We start from the raw sequence: 22,090 nt of genomic DNA, 5'->3' as shown, positions 1-22,090 counted from the left end.
GGATCCACCGGCTACCCTGGGGGTTCCGAGGACGGGGAACGCAGGCAGATGACAGCACGGATCCTGGTGGTCGACGACGACACCGCTCTGGCCGAGATGATCGGCATCGTCCTCCGCACCGAGGGCTTCGAGCCCTCCTTCTGCGGCGACGGCGGCCAGGCGCTCGCCGCGTTCCACGAGGGCAAGCCCGACCTGGTGCTCCTCGACCTCATGCTCCCGGGCCTCGACGGCATCCAGGTGTGCGACCTCATCCGCGCCGAGTCGGGCGTCCCCATCATCATGCTCACGGCGAAGTCCGACACGGCCGACGTCGTCAAGGGCCTGGAGTCCGGCGCGGACGACTACATCGTCAAGCCCTTCAACCCGAAGGAGCTCGTCGCCCGCATCCGCACGCGCCTGCGTCCCGCGGCCGCCGCGTCGCCCGGGCTCCTCCAGGTGGGCGACCTCGTGGTCGACGTCGAGGGCCACGAGGTCCGCCGCGGCGAGGAGCGGATCAACCTCACGCCCCTCGAGTTCGACCTCCTGCACGCGCTCGCCAGCCGCCCGCAGCAGGTGTTCACGCGCGAGATGCTGCTCGAGCAGGTCTGGGGCTACCAGTACAAGGCCGACACGCGCCTCGTCAACGTGCACGTGCAGCGCCTGCGCGCGAAGGTCGAGGACGACCCGGACAACCCGCGCATCGTCATGACCGTCCGCGGCGTCGGCTACCGCGCGGGGGCCGCGGCCTAGCCCCATGCGCCCCCTGCCCGCGTGGCTCGTCGACTGGAGGTCGTGGCCCGGACGCCTCGTCCGGATCTGGTCGGTCTCCCTCCAGTTCCGCACCGTCCTCATCACGGTCGCGCTCTCGGGCGTCACCGTCCTCCTCATCGGCGTGCTCATGACGCAGAGCATCTCGAGCGACCTCTTCCGCCAGCGCCTCGACACCGTGCTCCAGCAGTCGAACAGCGCCACCAGCCGGATGCAGGAGCAGTTCACCTCCTCCGACGCGTCCGACCAGACCGAGCTCGAGCAGCTGCGCACGCAGGTCTTCGACGAGCTCCGTGGCAGCGCCATCAACCTCTCCGACTTCGCCTTCCGCCGCACGCCCGGCACGGAGGCGCGGAACGTCCTGCAGAACGCGTCCACCGCCGACTACGTCGACAGCCTGCTGAGCGCCGACCTCCGCCGCGCGGTCGGCGAGGGCACGGGCACCCAGCAGTGGCAGTCGGTCGCGATACCGGTGGGGGACCAGGGCCGCACGAGCCCCGGCATCGTCGTCGGGTCGAGCATCGACATCCCGTCGGCCGGCCGCTACGAGCTGTACCTCGTGTACGACCTCGGCGACATCCAGCAGACCCTGGACTTCGTGGCCGGCACGATCCTCCTCGCGTTCCTCTTCCTCATCGTCCTCATCGGCGCCATCGCGTGGCTCGTCGTGCGCCTGGTCGTCGCGCCCATCCGCGTCGCCGCCGACACCAGCCAGAAGCTCGCGGCCGGGCAGCTCGAGGAGCGCCTGCCGGTGAAGGGCGAGGACGTGATCGCGACGCTCGCCCGGTCGTTCAACGGCATGGCCGACTCGCTGCAGTCGCAGATCACGCAGCTCGCCGACCTCTCGCAGCTGCAGCAGCGCTTCGTCTCCGACGTCTCGCACGAGCTGCGCACGCCGCTGACCACCATCCGGCTCGCGGGCGGCGTGCTCTACGACCTGCGCGAGGACTTCAGCCCGCCGGCCGCCCGCAGCGCCGAGCTGCTGCACACGCAGGTCGAGCGGTTCGAGACGCTGCTCGCCGACCTGCTGGAGATCAGCCGCTTCGACGCGGGCGCGGTGGACCTCGTGACCGAGCCGACGAACCTCGTCCGCCTCGTCGAGGACTCCATCGAGGAGTTCGAGGGCCTCGCCGCGCAGAAGGGCTCGGAGCTCCGGCTGGTCGCCCCCGGCGGCTACTTCGACGCCGAGATGGACGCGCGCCGGGTGCGCCGCATCGTCACGAACCTAGTCGGCAACGCGGTCGACCACGGCGAGGGCCGGCCCATCGTGATCACCGTCGACAGCGACCGCGACGCCGTGGCCCTCGCGGTGCGCGACTACGGCGTCGGCATGACGCACGAGGAGATGGGCCACGTCTTCGACCGCTTCTGGCGCGCGGATCCGTCGCGCCAGCGCACGACGGGCGGCACGGGCCTCGGCCTCGCCATCTCCCTGGAGGACACGAACCTGCACCACGGCTGGCTGCAGCTGTGGTCGCGGCCGGGCGAGGGATCCTGCTTCCGCCTGACCCTGCCCCGCCGGCCCGACGTGCCGCTCGAGAGCTCGCCCGTCGCGCTCCCGCCCGACGACCCCGCAGACGACCACGCCGACGAGGAGCGCGCCCGTGTCCCCCACCCCTGATCCGCGCCGCCGCCGCGCCCGCCGCCCCGGTCGCCCCGCGCGCACGGCCGCCGTCGCGCTCGTCGCGGCCTGCGCGCTCCTCCTCGCCGGCTGCGTCTCCATCCCCTCCGGCGGCCCGGTGTCCGCGGGCGATCCCGCCGTCGTCGCCGACGAGTCCGGCGTCAGCTACCAGCCGGACGGCCCGCAGGACGGCGACGGCCCGGACGACGTCGTGGCCGGCTTCGTCGACGCCGCCACCAGCTCCGCCGACCAGTACGGCGTCGCGCGCCAGTTCCTCTCCTCCGACTTCGCCTCCCGGTGGGATCCGTTCGCGAGCGTCGTCGTGTGGGAGGGCCAGGCCGAGACGTCCGAGGAGGTCGACGGCACCTACAGCTACTCGGTCACGACCATCGCGACGGTCGACGGCCAGGGTCACTACCGCGAGGTCGGCAGCGACCAGGAGACGCGCCTGGCCTTCCAGCTCGTCCAGGAGCGCGGCCAGTGGCGCATCGCGAAGGCGCCGGACGGCATCGCGCTGCGCTCCACGTACTTCCGCGAGATCTTCAGCGCCCACGCCCTCTACTTCTTCGACCCGACGTTCTCGATCCTCGTGCCCGACCTCCGCTACTTCGTCACGCGCGCGTCCCAGAGCGTGAGCACCCGCATCGTCAAGTCGCTGCTCCAGGGCCCGTCGCCGTGGCTGTCGCAGCCCGCGGTGGTCACGGCGTTCCCCGAGGGCACGCGCCTGGCGTCCTCGGCAGTCACGACCGCGGCGGGCACGCCGCAGGTGGACCTCTCGACGGAGGCGCGCGCGGCCGACGGGTTGACGCAGCAGCGGATGAAGCTGCAGCTGCGGCAGAGCCTGTCCGCCATCCCGTCGGTGCTCGACGTGCAGATGCTGGTGGACGGGACGCCCCTGACGGTGGCGGACCTCGGCGGCCGCGGGCCGGTCAAGGACCCGCAGTCGGAGTCGCGCCCCCTCGTGCTCGCGCAGGGCGCCTTCGGCTACCTGGGCGGGGGAGAGGTGGCGCCGCTCGGCACGCTCGGCACGCGCGTCACGGCCCTCGGCGCCGACGCCGCGACGCTCAGCGCGGACGGCCAGCAGGCCGCCGTGCGGAACGCGTCCGGCGTGTGGGCGGTGGGCGACGGCGATCGCGACGCGGTCCTCCTCGACACGCGCCCCGGCCTCGTGGCCCCGTCGCTCGACGCGCAGGGCTTCGTATGGTCGATCCCCGCCTCGGATCCCCGCGGCCTCGTCGCGTGGGGCCCGGACGGCGTCGGCCATCCCGTCGCCGTGAGCTGGACCGCCACGGGGCGCGTCGTCTCCCTCGAGGTCGCGCGCGACGGCGCGCGCGTGCTCGTCCAGCTCGAGACCGGGGCCGGGCCCCAGCTGCTCGTCGCGTCCATCGTCCGCGACGGCGGCGTGCCGACCAGCCTCACCACGTCCCCCCTCGAGCTCGTGACCACGCCCGGCACGCCCCTCGACGCGACGTGGGTGGACGAGCTCGACGTCGCGACGCTCACGCTCGCGCCCGACGGCGAGCGCCAGGTCACGCTGCACCAGGTCGGCGGCCCGTCGAAGGACATGGGATCCGCGGCCGACGGCGTCTCCATCACGGGTGCGAACGACGAGAGCGGCCTGCGCGTCCTCACCGGCGCGGGAGCGCTGCTCAGCCCGCGGGGCAGCACGTGGCAGCAGACGGCCACCGGCGTCTCCTTCGTCGCGACCAAGCGCTGACGCCCTCCACCGATCCGCCGCCGCAGGCACTCCGGCGCGGGGCGCCTGCCAGCCTGCGCACGTGATCCCCTCCGCGCCCGTCCGGCTCCGTCCCGTCGTCCGCTCCGCCCTGCTCGACGCCCTCGCGATCCTCGCCCCCGTGGCCTGCGCCGGGTGCGCCGCGCCCGATCGCGCCGTCTGCCCGGCGTGCGCGGCCGCGCTCCGCTCCGCTCCCGTGGTGCGGCCGCTCGCGCTCCCCGCCGTGGACGGGCCGCACGCACGCGTCCCGTCCGGCGTCGTGCCCGTCGGCTGCGGCGCCGTCTACGCTCCGCCGTGGCCGGCCCTCCTGTCGGCGCTCAAGGAGGAGGGGCGCACGGACGCGGCGCGCGCGATGGCCCCGACCCTGGCCCGGGCGGTGCGCGTGGCCGTCGCCGCCGCGGAGCGCACCGCCGCGTCCGCCGACCCGCCGCCCGGATCCGCCCGCCCTCTCGACGTGCTCGACGTCCCGTCGCCCCGCGCGTCCCTCCGTCGCCGCGGCTACGCGCCCGTCGAGGTCCTGCTGGCGCGCGTCCGGATCCACCCGCTGCGAGCGCGCGGCGTCCCCGGGGTGCGGTGCCACCCGCTGCGCTTCACGCGCCGCCCCGCCGACCAGGCCGGCCTCGGCGTCGCCGCCCGCGCGGCCAACGTCGACGGCTGCCTCGCCGGGCGCGGCGACCTCGCGGGCCGACGGGTCCTCGTCGTCGACGACGTGCTCACGACCGGCGCCACCCTCCGCGAGACCTGCCGCGCCGTGCGGGCCGCGGGCGGCGAGGTCGTCGCCTGCGCGGTGCTGGCCGCCGTCCCCGCCCGCACGCGGTGACCGGCCCGTCGCTCCCTGTGCATGTCCGATGCACGCGCGGTCCACCCGCCGGATGCCTCGCGCAGGCAGCGGCCCGAGGTCTAGGCTCGCCCGAAAGGCGTGAAAGTGATCGCCCTCTTCCAGCGGGCGACGCGTCATGATCTGGAGGTACGTCATGGACATCAACATCACCGGCCGCAACGCGGAGATCACGGACCGGTTCCGCGTGTACGCCACCGAGAAGGCCGACAAGATCGCCCAGCTCGCCGAGAAGTCCATCTCGCTCGACATCAAGGTCTCGCGGCACAGCGAGAAGTCCGGCGGGTCCGCCGGAGACGACCGCGTCGAGATCACGCTCGTGGGCCCCGGGCCCGTCATCCGCGCCGAGAGCAGCGCCGCCGACAAGTTCGCGGCCTTCGACCTGGCCCTCGGACGGATGCTCGAACGCCTGCGCCGCGCCAAGGACAAGAAGAAGATCCACCGCGGCAACCACCGCCCCGTCTCGCTCCACGAGGCGGCCACCGAGGGCTTCGCCCAGATCGACCTCGACCCCGCGGACGTCGAGCTCATCGAGCGCGTCAACGGGAAGGGCGTCGCCCCCGCCGACCAGCCGGTCGAGGAGGACGACTACTGCCCGGTGGTCATCCGCACGAAGGTCTTCCCCTCGCAGTCGATGACGGTCGACCAGGCCCTGGAGCACATGGAGCTCGTCGGCCACGACTTCTTCCTCTTCATCGACGCGGAGACCGACCGCCCGAGCGTCGTCTACCGCCGCAAGGGCTGGGACTACGGCGTCATCGGCCTGGCCGACGGCGAGCAGGAGCTCGCCGGGGCGGGTGCCGGCTCCCGGGCGCTGCGCCGCTGATCCCCCTCCTCCGTCCACGAGGCCCCGCGCGCTCCGGCGCGCGGGGCCTCGTGCGTCGCCCGGGCTCCACGGGGTCAGGGCGCTCCCGGGAAGAGGGCCGGACGAGTCGGTACTATGGCGATGCTCGTCGGCGGCGACATCCGCGCGCCGTCACGGCGGTCGTCGTCATCCGACGCCCGCCCATCTACGCAGGGAGACACCGATGGCCTCAGTACTCGAGAAGGTCCTTCGCGTCGGCGAGGGGCGCACGCTCCGCAAGCTGCAGAACTACGCGAAGGCGGTGAACCAGCTCGAGGAGGACTTCACGCACCTCACCGACGAGGAGCTCAAGAACGAGACCGTCGAGCTGCGCGAGCGCCACGCCAACGGCGAGTCCCTCGACGACCTGCTCCCCGAGGCCTTCGCGGCCGTCCGCGAGGCGTCCCGCCGCACCCTCGGCCTCCGCCACTTCGACGTCCAGATCATGGGCGGCGCCGCCCTCCACCTCGGCAACATCGCCGAGATGAAGACCGGCGAGGGCAAGACCCTCGTCGCCACGCTCCCCGCGTACCTCAACGCCATCGCCTCGCGCGGCGTCCACGTCATCACGGTCAACGACTACCTCGCCAGCTACCAGAGCGAGCTCATGGGCCGCGTCTTCCGCGCCCTCGGCATGACCACCGGCGTGATCCTCGCGGGCCAGACCCCGCAGCAGCGCCGCGAGCAGTACGCCGCCGACATCACGTACGGCACGAACAACGAGTTCGGCTTCGACTACCTGCGCGACAACATGGCGTGGCAGGCGGCCGACATGGTGCAGCGCGGCCACTTCTTCGCCGTGGTCGACGAGGTCGACTCCATCCTCATCGACGAGGCCCGCACGCCGCTCATCATCTCCGGCCCCTCCGCGGGCGACGCGAACCGCTGGTTCACCGAGTTCGCGAACGTGGCCAAGCGCCTCGTCCCCGAGGTCGACTACGAGGTGGACGAGAAGAAGCGCACCGTCGGCGTCCTCGAGGCCGGCATCGAGAAGGTCGAGGACCACCTCGGCATCGACAACCTCTACGAGTCGGCGAACACCCCGCTCATCTCCTTCCTCAACAACTCGATCAAGGCCAAGGCCCTGTTCAAGAAGGACAAGGACTACGTCGTCATGAACGGCGAGGTGCTGATCGTCGACGAGCACACCGGCCGCATCCTCATGGGCCGCCGCTACAACGAGGGCATCCACCAGGCCATCGAGGCCAAGGAGGGCGTCGCGGTCAAGGCCGAGAACCAGACCCTCGCCACCGTCACGCTGCAGAACTACTTCCGCCTCTACAAGAAGCTCTCGGGCATGACCGGTACGGCCGAGACCGAGGCCGCTGAGTTCATGAGCACCTACAAGCTCGGCGTCGTCCCGATCCCCACGAACCGGCCCATGCAGCGCAAGGACCAGTCCGACCTCATCTACAAGAACGAGAAGGCGAAGTTCGAGCAGGTCGTCGAGGACATCGCCGAGCGCCACGCGTCCGGCCAGCCCGTCCTCGTCGGCACCACGAGCGTCGAGAAGAGCGAGTACCTCTCCAAGCTCCTCGCCAAGAAGGGCGTCCGCCACGAGGTGCTGAACGCGAAGAACCACGCGCGCGAGGCCGCCATCGTCGCGCAGGCGGGCCGCCTGGGATCCGTCACGGTCGCCACCAACATGGCAGGCCGCGGCACCGACATCATGCTCGGCGGCAACGCCGAGTTCCTCGCGGTCGCCGCCATGAACGCCCGCGGACTCAGCCCCGTCGAGACCCCGGAGCAGTACGAGACCGAGTGGGACGACGTGTTCGCCGCGGTCAAGGCCGAGGTCGACCAGGAGGCCGAGAAGGTCATCGAGGCCGGCGGCCTCTACGTGCTCGGCACCGAGCGCCACGAGTCCCGCCGCATCGACAACCAGCTGCGCGGACGCTCGGGCCGTCAGGGCGACCCCGGCGAGAGCCGCTTCTACCTGTCGCTCACCGACGACCTCATGCGCCTGTTCAACAACGGCGCCGCCGCCAGCCTCATGGGCCGCGACAGCGTGCCCGACGACGTGGCCATCGAGTCCAAGGTCGTCAGCCGCGCGATCCGCAGCGCCCAGGGCCAGGTCGAGGCGCGCAACGCCGAGATCCGCAAGAACGTGCTGAAGTACGACGATGTCCTCAACCGCCAGCGCGAGGCCATCTACGGCGACCGCCGCCACATCCTCGAGGGCGACGACCTCCAGGAGCGCTCGCAGCGCTTCCTCGAGGCCGTCATCGACGACGTGCTCGACTCCCACATCGGCGAGGGCAACGGCGACGACTGGGACTTCGACGCCCTCTGGACCGAGCTCAGGACGCTGTTCCCGATCTCCATCACGATCGACGAGGTCATCACGGAGGCCGGCAGCAAGGGCCGCGTCAACCGCGACTTCGTCCGCCGGGAGATCCTGTCCGACGCGAAGCTCGCCTACTCGAAGCGCGAGGAGCAGCTCGGCGAGGCCGCCATGCGCGAGCTCGAGCGTCGCGTCGTCCTCTCGGTCATCGACCGACGCTGGCGCGAGCACCTCTACGAGATGGACTACCTCAAGGACGGCATCGGCCTCCGTGCCATGGCGCAGCGCGACCCGCTGGTCGAGTACCAGCGCGAGGGCTTCGCGCTCTTCCAGCAGATGATGGGCGCGATCCGCGAGGAGACGGTCGGCTTCCTCTTCAACCTGGACGTGGAGGTGCAGGCCCCGGCCGACGCCGAGTCCGTGGGTCCGCGCATCCAGGCCAAGGGCCTCGCCGCGAACCAGGCCACCGCCGACAAGCTCCGCTACACCGCGCCGACGGACGACGGCGGGGTCGAGGTCCGCAACCAGCGCGGCCAGATCGAGAAGGCCGCCACCGCGAAGGCGCAGAAGGACCAGGAGGCCGAGGACGCCGTCCTGGTCGGCGAGGACGAGCCGGAGGCCCCGCAGGGTCCGCCCGCTCGCGGTGCCTTCGGCCAGCGCACCGACGGCGCAGCCGCCGCTCCCCAGAACCGCGAGGAGCGCCGCAAGGCGGATCGACGCAAGTAGCCCGGGTGCGGGTCGACGGCTGAGCCGGCGACCCGCACCCTCCGGGCGCACGAGAAGGGCGCACCTCCCGCGGGAGGTGCGCCCTTCTCCGTGTGCCGGTGCCTACAGGACGTTGATGGCCGTGGCCCGCCAGCGTCGGTCGAGGCCCTCCAGGCGGATGGCGACGGCGCGAGCACGTGCCCGGCCGTGGACGACGATGACGGCCTCGATGACCCCGTCGCGCGGCGAGAACGACGTGACCGTGCCGATCGTGAAGACCGGGCGGGTCACGGACTGGCCCTTCGTGCGACGGGCCCGGGCGCTGAGCACCACGCGCTTGAGGAGGTGCCGGTACACGTCGTCGCTCACCCAGCGGGCGATCTGGTCGAGCTCCCGGGCTCCGGCGAGGATCTCGATGACGCAGCGTGTGAGGTTCTCGAGCAGCGGGCCGGACGGGGGGAGGTCGTGGCTGCTGCACGGCTGCCTGCCGAAGAAGTCGTCGACGTCGAAGCGCTTGCGGACGGTGCCGCGGACGGTGGCGGTGGCGGTGGGGCCGGTCGACCGGTCGGACGCCCCTGGCGTCGGACTCCCTGCCGATGCGGCTGCCGATGCGGGCTTCCGAGCACCGGAACGGCGTGTGGATGCTCCTTCGGCGCTGCCGGCGACGGCGCTCCCGCGGTCGGGGAGCTCCTCCTGTGGCACTGCTTCACTCATGCGTCACTCCCATCCCGGTGCTCCCCCCCGATCGGGGGACCACGATGACTGGTCAACTGTGACAGCGCGAGAGGCTCGGCGCACGTTCAGGACGCAAGATGTGGAGAACTGAGAGCGGATCTCAAGGAACGGACCCAAGGTGACCCGGATGTCCGAGCCGTCCCCGCAGCCGTCCCGCCCCCTCCGCGACACCCCGGATGACGTCCGATGAGGTGGGAGAACCTCTTCGACGACCTCGAGGGCCAGTGGGAGACGGCCCGGCTCGCCGAGGAGCGCGACCAGCGCGCCGAGGAGGAGCGGGTGCGCGTGGCCCGCACCGTCGTCCGCGACCGCCTGCGGGCCCTGACGGCTTCGGACCAGGCACAGCCCCTGCGGCTGTCGCTGTCGGACGGCACCTGGATCGACCTCCGGGCGAAGGTGCTCGGCCGCGACTGGCTCTCCGGCGACCTCGTCGTGCCCGGCGAGGCGACCGCCGCGCGGGAGGAGCGGGCGTGCATCCTGCCCCTCGCGTCCATCCACGCCCTGGCCCTCGACCGCGACCAGGTCCGGGCGAGCCTCGCGCCGGTCGCGGAGCTGCCGCCCGAGCGCGGCATCGTCGACCGCATCGGGCTGCCGTTCGTGCTGCGCGACCTCTGCCGGCGCCGGGCGCGCGTCGAGCTGCGGCTGCACGACACGGTCGTGGGAGGCACCCTGGATCGCATCGCGCGGGATCACGTGGACGTCGCCGTGCACGAGGCGGGCACCCCTCGTCGGGAGTCCGCGGTCTCCGGGTACCGGCTCGTGCCGCTCGCAGGCATCGTGCTCGTCCGGGTCTGAGAGGGATGTGGACAACGGCCGACGCCCGCGCGCGCCGTCCCCGACATTGACCGGCATGCCTCCCACCCCTCGTCCCGCGCGCCCGGCGCGTCGTCCTGTCTGGCTGGATCCCCGCTTCGTCGTCGGGCTCGTCCTCGTCCTCGTCTCCACGCTCGGCGTCGTGGCGCTCCTCCGCTCCGCGGACTCGTCCGTGGTGGTCATGGCCGCCGGCTCCCCGCTCGACGCGGGCAGCACGGTGCACGCGTCGGACCTGGTGCCCGTCCGGGTGCGCATCGACGGCGCTTCCGACCTCTACGTGTCCCCGGAGGCCGCCGACGGCCTCGTCGTCACGCGGTTCGTGGGCGCGGGCGAGCTGGTCCCGAGGTCCTCCCTGTCGTCCGCCGACTCGCGCACCACCGCCTCCGTCGTCGTGCCCACGACCGCGGGCGCCGACCACCTCGTCGCCGCCGGCACCGTGGTCGACGTCTGGGCGGCCGCCGCCAAGGGCACCGGCACGAACGCCTACGACCCGCCGCGCGTCATCGTGTCGGGGGCGACCGTCGCGCAGGTCATCCAGCCCCAGGGCTTCGTCGCCGACCAGGACCACACACAGGTGCAGCTCACCGTCCCGCGTCAGGACGTGGCGGCCGTGCTCGCGTCCACCGACGCGCGCGACCAGATCACGCTCGTGCCCGTCGGCGACGCGGGAGCCTGAGCGTGGCGTCCCTCGTCCTCGCCCTCCCGCCGCGCGTGGAGGACGCGCTCCTCCGCGACGTCGTCGACGCGGGGCACGTCGTCCTCGCGCGCGTGACGGGGGCGGCCGAGGTCCTCGCGGCCGTCCGGGCCGCGGACGTGGATCCCCTCCACCTGGTCATCTCGGCATCCCCCTCGACACTCGACCGGGAGGTGCTCGCGGAGCTCGACGCCCGCGGCGCACGGGCGGTGGCCGTGGCCTCCAGCGAGGCCGACCGGAGGAACGCGCAGGCGCTGGGCCACCACGAGGTCGTGGACGAGGGTGCCACCTGGCGGGAGATCGAGGACCTGCTGCTCACGGCGCGCCCGCTGGGGCCGGTCGACGGCACGGCGTCCGGGGTCCGCCGCGCGGACGCGGTCGCGAGCCACCTCGAGGCGGATCGTGCGGGCTCGGGCGAGGCGGGGGAGACCCGGGACCGGACCCGGCTGCCCGATGCCCGGTCCCGCCAGAGGAGGTCGACGCGCGGCGCCGACGCGGAGACCGACCCCGAGGCCGTCGCGGGCCGTCCATCGCGCGCGCGGCCGGCAGCGGAGGGCGGACGCGGCGCCCGTCCGCTGCGCGCGCGTCTCGGCCTCGTCCGCCGCCCGCGCGTGCCGGCTCCCGTGACGCGCGACCAGAGCGAGGACGAGGCCGGCCGCGACCGCCCGGCGGGACGCGTCATCGCCGTATGGGGACCGCAGGGCGCGCCCGGCCGGACGGCGACGGCGCTCGCCATCGCCGGGGAGGTGGCGGCGGCGGGTCGGTCGACCGTGCTCGTCGACGCCGACGTCCACGGCGGCACCGTCGCCGCATCCCTGGGGCTGCTGGATGAGGCCCCCGGCTTCGCAGCGGCCTGCCGCCTGGCGGCGGCCGACAGCCTCACCGTGGAGGAGCTCGACCGCATCGCCCAGCACCACCCGTCGACGAGGGCCCCCGGGTTCTCCGTGCTCACGGGCATCTCGCGCCCGGACCGCTGGCCGGAGCTCGCGGAGGGGCGCGTCTCGGCCGTGCTGCAGGCGTGCCGCGCGTGGCGCGAGTACACCGTCGTCGACGCGTCCTTCAACCTCGAGGACGACGAGGAGATCTCGAGCGACATGTTCGCGCCCCGGCGCAACGCGGCGACCCATGCGGTCCTGCGCGGCGCGGACCACGTCGTCGCCGTGGTGTCCGCGGACACGGTCGGCCTGTCGCGCTTCTTCCGCGCCTACGTCCAGCTGCTCGAGATCGTGGATCCGTCGCGGGTCTCCGTGCTCGTGAACCGCGTCCGGCCGAGCGCCGGCGGGTGGGATGCGGCGGGCCAGGTCCGCCGCACGCTGTTCCGGTTCGGCAGCGTCGAGGCGGCCGCCTACGTGCCGGAGGACCGCGAGGCGCTGGACGCCGCCGTGCTCGCCGGCGCGACGCTCCGCGACATCGCCCCGCGGTCGCCCGCGCTCGTCGAGTGGTCGCGGTTCACCCGGACCACGCTCCTGCCTCCGGAGGACGCCTCGCGGCGGATGAGGCGTGCCGGTCGCTCGGGCGGGGCCCTCCGCCGCGGCCCCGCCGATGCGGGGGAGGAGCGCGCGCGGCCCGCATAGGCTGTAGCCGTGTCCACGCTCAGCGATCTCGTGCATGCCCAGGGTCTGTCCTCCGACGCCGACGTCGAGTGGCTGCACCTCCTCGTCGGCGACTGGCAGCTGCTCGCCGACCTGGCGTTCGCGGACATCGTGCTGTGGGTGCCGACCGTGTCGGGCAGCTTCGTCGCGGTAGCCCATGCCCGCCCGTCGAGCTCGGCTACGCTGTTCTACCGGGACTTCGTCGGGCAGCCGATCAAGGCCGAGTGGCGCAAGCAGGTGACGGACGCGCACGAGACCGCGCGGATCATCGACTCCTCCGCGCCGGACTGGTACGAGGAGACGCCCACCCGCGTGCGCGCGGTCCCGGTCCTCCGCCGTCTCGCCCAGGGCAGCCCCGAGGTCACCGACACCCCGATCGCCGTCATCACCCGGCACACCAACCTCAGCGAGACGCGGACCCCGAGCCGCCAGGAGCTCACGTTCAACGAGTGCGCCAACGACCTGTTCGCGATGATCGCCGACGGCGACTTCCCGGACCTCGGCTCGCCGACGGGTCCCCGGCGCGGGGCGCCCCGCGCGTCCGACGGGCTGCTGCGGCTGGACGTCGACGGCATCACCACCTTCGCGAGCCCGAACGCGCTGAGCGCCTTCAACCGCATGGGGTTCTCCGACGAGCTCGAGGGGGAGTCGCTGGCGGACGCCACGTCGAGCCTGCTCACGGGCAAGCGGCTGACGGTCGACGAGTCGCTGCCGCTCATCGTCGCCGGTCGCGCCCCGTGGCGCACCGACATCGAGTCGCGGGGCGTGACCGTCTCGCTCCGGGCGATCCCCATCCGCAGTCACGGCGAGCGGGTGGGCGCCGTGGTCCTCTGCCGCGACGTGACCGAGCTCCGCCACCAGGAGCGGGAGCTCATCACCAAGGACGCGACCATCCGCGAGATCCACCACCGGGTCAAGAACAACCTCCAGACCGTGGCGAGCCTGCTGCGGATCCAGGCCCGCCGGTCGCACACGGAGGAGGCCCGCGAGGCCCTCGGCCACGCGCAGCGGCGCGTGGGCGCCATCGCCGTGGTGCACGACACCCTGAGCGAGGGCCTCAACCAGAACGTCGACTTCGACGCCGTGTTCGACCGGGTGCTGCTGCTCATCGCCGAGGTGGCGTCCGCGCACAACACGCGCGTGCACCCGAAGATCCTGGGCAGCTTCGGCGTGCTGCCGAGCGCCTACGCCACTCCGCTCGCCCTCGCGCTCACCGAACTCGTCACGAACGCGGTCGAGCACGGCCTGGCCGGGCGCTCGGGCGAGGTGGCCATCGAGGCCGCCCGCACCGAGGAGACCCTCACCGTCAGCGTCCGCGACGACGGCGTGGGGCTGCCCGAGGGGAAGGTGGGCACGGGCCTCGGCACGCAGATCGTGCGCACGCTCATCCAGGGGGAGCTGGGCGGGACCATCGACTGGCACACCCTCATGGGCAGCGGCACCGAGGTGACCATCGAGGTGCCCCTCAGGTGGCTGGCGCCCATCACGACCTGAAGCATGCCGCGCGTCCCCTGGTCCGACCTCCGGGCGCCGGGGACGACGAGAGCCGGGCCGCCCCTGGGGCTGCCCGGCTCTCGTCGGTGGTGCGGTGGCGCGTGCGTCAGCTGGCGCGGCGGGCGCGCGCGGCGCGGCGCTTGAGGGCGCGGCGCTCGTCCTCGCTGAGGCCTCCCCAGACGCCCGAGTCCTGTCCGGTCTCGAGAGCGTACTGCAGGCACATCTCGGTGACGGAGCAGCGACCGCAGACGGCCTTGGCCTTGTCGATCTGGTCGACGGCCGGGCCGGTGTTCCCCACGGGGAAGAACAGCTCGGGGTCCACAGTCAGGCAGGCTGCCTTGTCACGCCAATCCATAGGGGTGCTCCTCAGGTCGTTACTCGTTGCGCGGCTGATCAGCCGTGTGATGGGGGATGGGGCGAGGCGTCCGGGATCCGCATCGGGACGGGGCACGTGGCCCCTCCTCGTGAGATGCTCAGCTTCGGGAATGCGTCCCTTGTAAGCTCGGTTCCGGATCTGCTCACCACCCTGTGAACGAACTCGACCTGGAATATCGTCGCATAGAGCCAACGATCAATCAATAGCTTTGTATGGGAACGTGCTGTGACCGGAACCGGTGATGCCCTCGATCCGCGCGATGAGCCCCGGGGCTCGGGCCGATCCCCGGCCGTCGTGCTGCTCACCGTCCTCGTGGGCCTCGAGGCGCTCGGCATGGCCGCGGTCACGGCCCTCCTCGTGGTCGACCTGCTCACCTCCACGCCTGCATCCCTGGCCAGCGCCGTCGCGCTGATCGCCCTCGCCGCGCTCGCCGCCGTGTTCCTCGGCGCGATCGTGCGCGGGATCCTGCGGGGCCGCAGCTGGGTCCGTCCCGCGGCCGTCACGTGGCAGTTCCTGCAGATCGCGGTCGGGGTGGGCAGCCTGCAGGGCGCCGATGCGCGTCAGGACCTCGGCTGGGGCCTCATCGCCCCCTCGGTGGTCGTGCTGGTGCTGCTCTTCACGCGCTCGGTGCTCCTCGCGACGCGTCGACGGGACTGAGCCCGGGCGCGCGGAGCACCCGGGCGGCCGGCGTCAGGCGTCGACGCCGAGCTTCTTCCGCAGCGACGCGACGTGACCCGTGGCCTTCACGTTGTAGAGCGGGAGGGCGACGCGGCCCTCGCCGTCGACCACGATCGTGGAGCGGATCACGCCGGTGACCTTCTTGCCGTAGAGCGACTTCTCGCCGTACGCCGCGTACGCGCGGTGCACCTCGAGGTCGGGGTCGGAGAGGAGCGTGAAGCCGAGGCCCTGCTCCTCGCGGAAGCGGGCCAGGTCCTCCTGGGGGTCCTTCGAGACGCCGAGCACGCGGTACCCGGCGCGCTGGAGGGAGCCCATGCTGTCGCGGAAGTCGCACGCCTGCGTGGTGCAGCCCGGCGTTCCCGCCGCGGGGTAGAAGTACACGATGACGTCCTGGCCGCGGAGGTCCGACAGCGTCACGGGCGCGCCGTCCTGGTCGGGGAGGGTGAAGTCGGGGGCGGGCTGCCCCTTCTCGAGGCGGGGGGTCTCGGACATGGGGGAGCCTCTCGTTCAGCGGGATCGGCCTCCATGGTACGGCCGCCCGACGAGGCGCGATCGCGTGCTCCACGGCCTCGATTGGCGTCGGCCCGCGACGTGGTGCTAGTGTCATCTCTCGGTCCGGTACCCCGCACGACAGGGTCCTCACCTGCACCTCTAGCTCAATTGGCAGAGCAACTGACTCTTAATCAGTGGGTTCTCGGTTCAAGTCCGAGGGGGTGCACCACACGCACGATCTGAGCTGCCGAACGCCGAGCCGCTCGTCCTGATCTCCCTTCCGCCCTCGATGCGGCACGAGTCCGTAGGGCGCCCGGAGGCACGGCGGCGACGAGGGCTCGATCTCGGATCGCCCCGGACGACCGGGGCGTCCGCGCTCTCGGGGCTCCGCTGGTCGCGGAGGTGGTCCTCGGCACCTCGTGCATCCCTTCCGGCGTCGCCCGACCGGCATCCGCCGAACGCGACCGTGCGCACCCGGGAGGCCGAACGAGCGAGGCTGCGACGGGGCCGGGCGGCGACGGGATCGTCCTCCCGGTCGGCGAATGGCGGGTGCGGCGCGCGGCGAGCGGCACCTCGCGGCACCCCCGATCGGGGCGATGACAGACATTTCCTGGTTCGTAGAATTGTTGCGACATCGACGTGCGGTCGAGCGGGGGACCAGGGGGCAGGGAACGGCGTCGCCGGGACCCGCAGACGCGACGACCGCTGCATCCCGTCACGACGGCCCCGCGCATCCGCACCGGCTCCCGCGTCGCTCCACCGCCGCTCATCCCACGTTCCGAGAGGGAACAATGACCAGACCCTCCTCGCGGCCGCTGCTCCGTGCGTCCGCCGTCGTCGTCGCCGCGGCCATGGTCGCGCTCACCGTCACGGTCGCGAGCCCCGCGGCTCCCGCCGCGACGGCTGCTGCGGCAGCGGCCCCCGGCGCCTCGACGCCCGTGCCGGTGGGCGGCGGCTCCTACGCCGCGGCGCCCCCGAAGTCGCTCGACCGTCCGGGGCGCGACGTGAGCGCGGTGGTGGACAAGGAGCTCTACATCGATCCGTCGATGAGCGGCGAGCCGGTCCCCACCAACGAGTGGTGGTCGGATCTCCTGGTGAGCAGGTTCTCGGGCAACCTCTGGGCGGACCCGTTCGTCGTGTCGAACACCGAGCGGGGCACCCGCATCGCGTATCCCACCGAGTGGAACGACCAGGGCACCAGCATGCTCGACGACTCGGCGATCCAGGTGCAGGGCAGCGTGCCGCCGCAGCCCGACCCCTCGGACATCGACATGGCGGGCTTCGAGGACGCCGCCCTCCCCGCGGGCTGGACCTCGACCGGCGACGCGTTCGCGGCCCCGACGCAGGGGACGGCCGCGGGCCAGACCGCCGTCGAGGGGTACCTCGGCAAGGGGCTCGTCAACTCCTTCACCTCCGCCGAGGGCGACGGCGCCATGGGCACGCTCACCTCGCCCGAGTTCACCGTCGACCGCGACTTCATCAGCCTCATGGTCGGCGGCGGAGCCCACCCCGGCCGCACCGAGGCGCGCCTCGTCGTCGACGGCGCGACGGTCGCGTCGGCGACCGGCGAGCAGTCGGAGATCCTGCGCTGGGTCACCTGGGACGTCACGGCGTACTCCGGGCAGCGGGCCACCATCCAGATCGTCGACGACATGCCCGCCGGGTGGGCGCACGTGCTCGTCGACCAGATCGTCCGCACCGACGTGCCGGAGGGCATCGGCGACCGGTTCGGCACCTCGTTCCGCGCCACGCAGGCGGATGCGCTGCGCTGGGGGGACTGGAACGTCAGCTGGCGGATGCACCAGTCCGCGAGCCGGTACATGGACGTCACCCTCGCCCGCGGCACGCCGTACGCCTGGTTCGAGTTCGCGGACGTCGTGCCCCGGATCTCCGTGGGCGCCGGTGCCGCCTTCGCCGCGGCCGACGGGACGCCGCTGCGGTTCCCCGCGACGGTCGACGCGTTCACCATCACCCAAGACGGCCGCAGCTTCGGCGTGCACGCGCCTCACGGCAGCTCCTTCGACCTCGCGGGTGACACCATCGAAGCCACCCTCACCGCGGGCTACCTCGTGGTGAGCGCCCTCCCGGCGACCGGCGCCGACCTCGACGACATGTCGGCGCACGCGTTCGCCATCCCGCGCGACACCACGATGGAGCACGAGTACAGCGTCGAACGCGCTGAGGTCGTCGAGACCTACGCGATCGAGACCGAGGCGCTGCAGGGCACCGACCTCGACACCGTCCAGGGCTGGCTGCCCCACACGTACGACGGCGCGACCACGGACATCGACTTCGCGCCGGCGACCTACGCGACGCCGCGCGGGCTCATGCGGACGGCGATCGGGCACGGCGGGTGGGAGGTCACCTACCCGTTCACCGGGATCACGCCCGTGGCTCCCGCGCCGCAGCAGACCGGCCGCGCCCACGACTACGACGTGGCCGTGATGCAGGACTTCGTCCGCAGCTACGCCGAGCGCACGCAGTACGGCGGCGACACCTACTGGGGCGGCAAGGACGTCCTGCAGCTCGCCGAGTACATGACGATGGCGAAGCAGATCGGCGACACCGCGTCGTACGACACGCTCAAGGCCTCGCTGACGACCGCGCTCAGCGACTGGTTCACCTACGCGCCCGGCGAGGAGGAGAGGTTCTTCGCCCGGTACGACACCTGGAAGGCGCTGGTCGGCTTCGGCGACTCCTACGGATCGCTCGAGTTCACCGACAACCACTTCCACTACGGCTACTTCACCCTGGCCGCCGGCCTCCTCGCCTTCGAGGATCCCGAGTGGGCGGCCGAGTACGGCCCCATGGCCACCCTCGTGGCCAAGCAGTACGCGAACTGGGACAGGGAGGACGAGGACTTCCCGTACCTCCGCACGTTCGACGTGTTCGAGGGCCACTCCTACGCGGGCGGCTACAGCTCCAGCACCGGCAACAACCAGGAGTCGAGCTCCGAGGCGATCCAGTCGTGGGCCGGCCTCTTCCTGCTCGGGTCGGCGCTCGGCGACACCGAGATGCAGGCGACCGGCGCGATGGGCTACGTCACCGAGCGCGCCGCGGTCATGGCCTACTACCTCGACTACGACGGCAACCCGGACGCCGCCCACGGCTCGGGCGCGGGCGTGTTCCCCGACGCGTACGCGCACAGCACCGCGGGCATCCTCGGCGACTCCGGACAGGCCTTCGCCACCTACTTCAGCGGCGACCCGGCGTGGACATACGGCATCCAGTGGCTGCCGACCGGACCGTGGCTGAACTACCTCGGCTGGGACCGCGGATTCTCGACGAGCCTGCTCGACGACATGTTCGACGAGCGGCCCGCGGTCCTCGGACGAGGGGCGGAGGACGAGATCGAAGGTCTGCTCGGTCTCGCGGCCAAGCAGGCAACGGGCACCGGCACCTGGTACGGCGCCGTCGTCACGAGGAGCCCGGTCGACTCCGCGAACACGCTGAAGGACGTCGTCCGCAAGGCCTACCTCAACAACCCGGACCACACGAGCGCGGAGATCGCTGCCAACCCGCTCTTCGACGCCGCGACCGGTGAGCTCCGGTTCACGGTCGGCGCGGACGGCCAGCTGGCCTTCCCCGACGAGCACTGGACGCCGGGATCGCTCCCGGCCGGGTTCGCTCCCGCGACCCCGCCGGCCGATCGGCCCGACGCGGACCCGGAGGGGTGGGCGAAGGGTTGGGCGCTCTTCGACTACCTCTCGACCGGCTACGAGGCCGACCCCGACGTGCAGCGCCGACTGCACGCCTACGACGTGTCCGGCTACGAGAGCGGCGTCGACACCGCGCAGGCAGCCGGCGTCTACAGCCGCATGGGCGACGCGCTCGGCAACGTGGTGCTCGGCCTGACCGCGCAGAGCGACTCGGACTTCTACGCCGACATGCACGCGGAGCTGGCGAAGACGGGGGACCCCGTCGTCACGAGCGACTCGATGGCCGGCGCGGTCTACTACAACGCGATGTCCAACCGCTCGCTCGGCAGCGAGGTGCTTACCCGCCACGTGGCCAACCCCACGAGCCAGGTGTACCGCGACGCCGTTACGGGGACCTACAGCTACGCGGTGTTCAACGGCACCGACGCGCAGGCCGGCTACGACGTCTACGACGGCGACGCGGTGATCGGCACCATCCAGGTGCCCGCGCACACCATGGTGCAGCACCACCTCGACGCGGAGCTCGCTCGCATCGTCGTCACGGCTCCGGACTCGGCGAGGACCGTGCAGCGCGGCGACTCCCTCCGGTTCACCGCGGTCGGCTACGACCAGTACGGCGCGACCATCCCGCTGGACGACCTGCGGTGGAGCGTCGACGGGGGCGGTTCCCTCGACGCCGACGGCACGTTCACGGCCACGGAGGACGCGGATCCGGTCACCGTCACCGCCGCGTCCGGGTCGACGACGGCCGCGTACGAGCTGCGCGTGGCACCTCGCCCCGTGCTGACGGCCCTCGCGGTGTCGCCCGAGTTCGTGCGCGTCACGGAAGGCGCGACCACGTCGTTCTCCGCGACCGGCCGGGACCAGTACGGCGACCCGATCGGGACCGGTCCGGTCAGCTGGGAGACGACCGCCGACGGCAGCGTCGACGCCGCGGGCGTGCTCAGCGCCCGCGCCCCGGGCGCCGGCTACGTCCGCGCCTCGGTGGACGGCGCATCCGGGACGTCGGTCGTCGCGGTGATCGCGCCCGGCACCGACATCGCGCGGGGCAAGCCCGTCGCGGCGTCGACCTCCGACGGCGCCAACACGGCGGAGGCGGCGGTCGACGGGTCGTCCGGCACGCGCTGGGAGAGCGCGCACGGCGCAGGCGAGCAGTGGCTGCGCGTCGACCTCGGCGCCCAGCACGACATCTCGGCGGTGCACGTCGCCTGGGAGGCCGCGGGGGCCGCGGAGTACGAGATCCAGGTCGCGGATGACGCGGACGGCCCGTGGACGACCGTGCGGACGGTGTCCAAGTCCGCCCCCACGGTCGACGACGTGGCCGTGGAGGCCACCGGGCGGTACGTGCGGATCCTCGGGCTCGAGCGGCTCACCGGCTACGGCTACTCGATCTGGGATCTCGGCGTGACGGGCACCCCCTCGACCTCCGCCATCGAGACCAGCGAGCTCCTCGTCACCCCGCAGGACCCCGTGGTCGTGAGCGGGCGGGACGTGGGGTTCGCCGCCTGGGCGTTCGATCCCGAGGGCAACGGCGGACGGATCGCCGGGGCGTTCGCGGCGGAGGGCGGCACGATGGCCGCCGACGGCACCTACACCGCGGGCGCGACCGCCGGCGAGTTCCCGGTCACCGTCGCGTTCGACGGCGTCCGGGGATCGTCGACGGTGACGGTGCGCGCGAACGGAGGCGGAGGATCCCCGCAGCCCGGGGCCCCGACGCCGGGAGCGCTCGCCGACGTGGCGTACGGCAAGCGCGTCACGGCGTCGTCCACCGAGGACGCGGGCACCCCCGCCGCGTTCGCGGTCGACGCCTCCCCGACCTCGCGCTGGTCGAGCGCGGCCGACGACGACGCCTGGATCGAGGTCGACCTCGGCTCCGTGGCGTCGATCGCCCGCATCGACCTGGACTGGGAGGCCGCGTACGGGACCCGCTACCTGCTGCAGACCCGCGCCGCGGCCGGAGACGACTGGGAGACGGTCGTCACCGAGTCCTCCGGCGACGGCGCGCACGACAGTCACGCCGTCGACACCCGTGCGCGCTTCGTGCGGATGACGGGCCTCGAGCGGGCCACGCAGTACGGCTACTCGCTGTTCGGCCTGTCGGTGTGGTCGCCTGACGGCACCGTCGTCCCGAGGAACCTCGCCGAGGGCGCGGAGGTCAGCGCCACGAGCGAGGAGGCCGCGGGGACGCGGGCCGAGAACGCGGTCGACGGCGACGCCTCGTCGCGGTGGTCGAGCGCGGCGAGCGACGACCAGTCGATCACCCTCGACCTCGGACGGGCGTCGGAGGTCGCGTCGGTCGCCGTGAGGTGGGAGGCCGCCTACGCCTCGGAGTACGTGATCCAGGGGGCGACCAGCGCGGAGGGACCGTTCACGACGCTCGCCGTCGAGAGGGCAGGACAGGGCGGGACCGAGTCGTTCGACGTGCGGGGCGAGCACCGCTACATCCGCGTCCAGGGCGTCGAGCGCGCGACGCCGTACGGCTACTCGATCTTCGAGATCGAGGTCCGCTAGCGCGAGGCGACGCGCTCGCGCCGGGGTCCGCGACCGGAGTGGCTCGTCGCCTCGCCCGGCCTCCGTCGACCGCGTCGGAGGTCGGGGGAGAACCGTGAGAGAATACGGGTCGGACCATCACCGCGGACGCCCCTAGCCGAGCGCCGCGGCGGCCGGTGATCTCGGTGCACCGGCCACGCTCCACGGCGCCGCCCCCGGCGCGCGTCGCGGCGCGGGACGCCGGCGCCCACGCGGCTGTGCATGCGCGTGCGCGACATCTCCGGCACACATCT

The 22,090-nt window shown here is 72.8% G+C and carries 15 protein-coding genes and 1 tRNA gene; 13 read left to right on the top strand and 3 right to left on the bottom strand.

Going from position 1 to position 22,090, the window contains the following annotated elements; all coding sequences use genetic code 11:
- Positions 1 to 48 precede the first annotated feature (48 nt).
- The 6 genes from mtrA (at position 49) to secA (ending at position 8,795) form a co-directional block, all read left to right on the top strand.
- Positions 49 to 729 carry an MtrAB system response regulator MtrA gene (gene mtrA / locus ACMT9T_RS04960; protein ID WP_119403025.1) on the top strand — a complete coding sequence of 227 codons (681 nt, stop codon included), beginning with the start codon at positions 49 to 51 and terminating at the stop codon, positions 727 to 729.
- Positions 730 to 733: 4 nt separating this feature from the next.
- Positions 734 to 2,368, top strand: coding sequence for an MtrAB system histidine kinase MtrB (gene mtrB / locus ACMT9T_RS04955; protein WP_414744503.1), 1,635 nt, complete (start codon positions 734 to 736; stop codon positions 2,366 to 2,368).
- Positions 2,352 to 4,085 carry a lipoprotein LpqB gene (gene lpqB / locus ACMT9T_RS04950; RefSeq protein ID WP_414744502.1) on the top strand — a complete coding sequence of 578 codons (1,734 nt, stop codon included), beginning with the start codon at positions 2,352 to 2,354 and terminating at the stop codon, positions 4,083 to 4,085. Before mtrB ends, lpqB begins: the two co-directional genes overlap by 17 nt.
- A gap of 61 nt (positions 4,086 to 4,146) precedes the next feature.
- The gene (locus ACMT9T_RS04945) at positions 4,147 to 4,923 is read left to right on the top strand and encodes a ComF family protein (RefSeq protein ID WP_414744501.1); all 777 of its coding nucleotides are present in this window, start codon (positions 4,147 to 4,149) and stop codon (positions 4,921 to 4,923) included.
- Positions 4,924 to 5,077: 154 nt separating this feature from the next.
- On the top strand, positions 5,078 to 5,767 hold the full coding sequence (gene hpf, locus ACMT9T_RS04940) for a ribosome hibernation-promoting factor, HPF/YfiA family (protein WP_414744500.1): 690 nt from the start codon (positions 5,078 to 5,080) through the stop codon (positions 5,765 to 5,767).
- 202 nt (positions 5,768 to 5,969) lie between these two features.
- The gene (gene secA, locus ACMT9T_RS04935) at positions 5,970 to 8,795 is read left to right on the top strand and encodes a preprotein translocase subunit SecA (RefSeq protein ID WP_414744499.1); all 2,826 of its coding nucleotides are present in this window, start codon (positions 5,970 to 5,972) and stop codon (positions 8,793 to 8,795) included.
- Positions 8,796 to 8,897: 102 nt separating this feature from the next.
- Here secA and ACMT9T_RS04930 read toward each other — a convergent pair whose 3' ends face one another.
- Entirely contained in the window at positions 8,898 to 9,488 is a 591-nt protein-coding gene (locus ACMT9T_RS04930; RefSeq protein WP_414744498.1) for an Rv3235 family protein, read from the bottom strand.
- Positions 9,489 to 9,695: 207 nt separating this feature from the next.
- On the opposite strand from ACMT9T_RS04930, the gene ACMT9T_RS04925 reads away from it, so the two are divergent.
- From ACMT9T_RS04925 to ACMT9T_RS04910, 4 genes are read left to right on the top strand one after another with little or no spacing between them, the layout of a single operon-like run.
- Complete coding sequence (locus ACMT9T_RS04925) at positions 9,696 to 10,304, top strand: hypothetical protein (protein ID WP_414744497.1); 609 nt, start codon at positions 9,696 to 9,698, stop codon at positions 10,302 to 10,304.
- A gap of 55 nt (positions 10,305 to 10,359) precedes the next feature.
- Entirely contained in the window at positions 10,360 to 10,998 is a 639-nt protein-coding gene (locus tag ACMT9T_RS04920; RefSeq protein WP_414744496.1) for a hypothetical protein, read from the top strand.
- A gap of 2 nt (positions 10,999 to 11,000) precedes the next feature.
- The gene (locus ACMT9T_RS04915; protein ID WP_414744495.1) at positions 11,001 to 12,590 is read left to right on the top strand and encodes a CpaE/TadZ family protein; all 1,590 of its coding nucleotides are present in this window, start codon (positions 11,001 to 11,003) and stop codon (positions 12,588 to 12,590) included.
- A gap of 9 nt (positions 12,591 to 12,599) precedes the next feature.
- A complete protein-coding gene (locus ACMT9T_RS04910) occupies positions 12,600 to 14,102 on the top strand; it encodes a sensor histidine kinase (protein WP_414744494.1) in 1,503 nt (500 codons plus the stop codon).
- 106 nt (positions 14,103 to 14,208) lie between these two features.
- Here ACMT9T_RS04910 and ACMT9T_RS04905 read toward each other — a convergent pair whose 3' ends face one another.
- Positions 14,209 to 14,457 carry a WhiB family transcriptional regulator gene (locus tag ACMT9T_RS04905; RefSeq protein ID WP_012037746.1) on the bottom strand — a complete coding sequence of 83 codons (249 nt, stop codon included), beginning with the start codon at positions 14,455 to 14,457 and terminating at the stop codon, positions 14,209 to 14,211.
- A gap of 315 nt (positions 14,458 to 14,772) precedes the next feature.
- Between ACMT9T_RS04905 and ACMT9T_RS04900 the strand changes: the two genes are divergently transcribed.
- Positions 14,773 to 15,135 carry a hypothetical protein gene (locus ACMT9T_RS04900; RefSeq protein ID WP_414744493.1) on the top strand — a complete coding sequence of 121 codons (363 nt, stop codon included), beginning with the start codon at positions 14,773 to 14,775 and terminating at the stop codon, positions 15,133 to 15,135.
- Positions 15,136 to 15,168: 33 nt separating this feature from the next.
- On the opposite strand, the gene bcp is transcribed toward ACMT9T_RS04900, so the two are convergent.
- Complete coding sequence (gene bcp, locus ACMT9T_RS04895; protein WP_414744492.1) at positions 15,169 to 15,648, bottom strand: thioredoxin-dependent thiol peroxidase; 480 nt, start codon at positions 15,646 to 15,648, stop codon at positions 15,169 to 15,171.
- 153 nt (positions 15,649 to 15,801) lie between these two features.
- Between bcp and ACMT9T_RS04890 the strand changes: the two genes are divergently transcribed.
- Positions 15,802 to 15,877: transfer RNA gene (locus ACMT9T_RS04890), tRNA-Lys, on the top strand.
- 562 nt (positions 15,878 to 16,439) lie between these two features.
- A complete protein-coding gene (locus ACMT9T_RS04885; RefSeq protein ID WP_414744491.1) occupies positions 16,440 to 21,818 on the top strand; it encodes a discoidin domain-containing protein in 5,379 nt (1,792 codons plus the stop codon).
- Positions 21,819 to 22,090 lie beyond the last annotated feature (272 nt).

Origin of the sequence: Clavibacter vidaverae (genome assembly GCF_047529985.1) — a bacterium.
Taxonomy (GTDB): domain Bacteria; phylum Actinomycetota; class Actinomycetes; order Actinomycetales; family Microbacteriaceae; genus Clavibacter; species Clavibacter nebraskensis_A.
The sequence above is the reverse complement of the archived record's forward strand: the minus strand, read 5'-3'. Positions and strand labels throughout refer to the sequence as shown.

Excerpts from the sequence above, each read along its gene's own strand:
- hpf (WP_414744500.1), top strand. The coding sequence starts at position 5,078 with ATGGACATCAACATCACCGGCCGCAACGCGGAGATCACGGACCGGTTC.
- ACMT9T_RS04920 (WP_414744496.1), top strand. The coding sequence starts at position 10,360 with ATGCCTCCCACCCCTCGTCCCGCGCGCCCGGCGCGTCGTCCTGTCTGG.
- bcp (WP_414744492.1), bottom strand. The coding sequence starts at position 15,648 with ATGTCCGAGACCCCCCGCCTCGAGAAGGGGCAGCCCGCCCCCGACTTC.
- ACMT9T_RS04885 (WP_414744491.1), top strand. The coding sequence starts at position 16,440 with ATGACCAGACCCTCCTCGCGGCCGCTGCTCCGTGCGTCCGCCGTCGTC.
- secA (WP_414744499.1), top strand. The coding sequence starts at position 5,970 with ATGGCCTCAGTACTCGAGAAGGTCCTTCGCGTCGGCGAGGGGCGCACG.
- ACMT9T_RS04905 (WP_012037746.1), bottom strand. The coding sequence starts at position 14,457 with ATGGATTGGCGTGACAAGGCAGCCTGCCTGACTGTGGACCCCGAGCTG.
- mtrB (WP_414744503.1), top strand. The coding sequence starts at position 734 with ATGCGCCCCCTGCCCGCGTGGCTCGTCGACTGGAGGTCGTGGCCCGGA.
- mtrA (WP_119403025.1), top strand. The coding sequence starts at position 49 with ATGACAGCACGGATCCTGGTGGTCGACGACGACACCGCTCTGGCCGAG.
- ACMT9T_RS04925 (WP_414744497.1), top strand. The coding sequence starts at position 9,696 with ATGAGGTGGGAGAACCTCTTCGACGACCTCGAGGGCCAGTGGGAGACG.
- ACMT9T_RS04930 (WP_414744498.1), bottom strand. The coding sequence starts at position 9,488 with ATGAGTGAAGCAGTGCCACAGGAGGAGCTCCCCGACCGCGGGAGCGCC.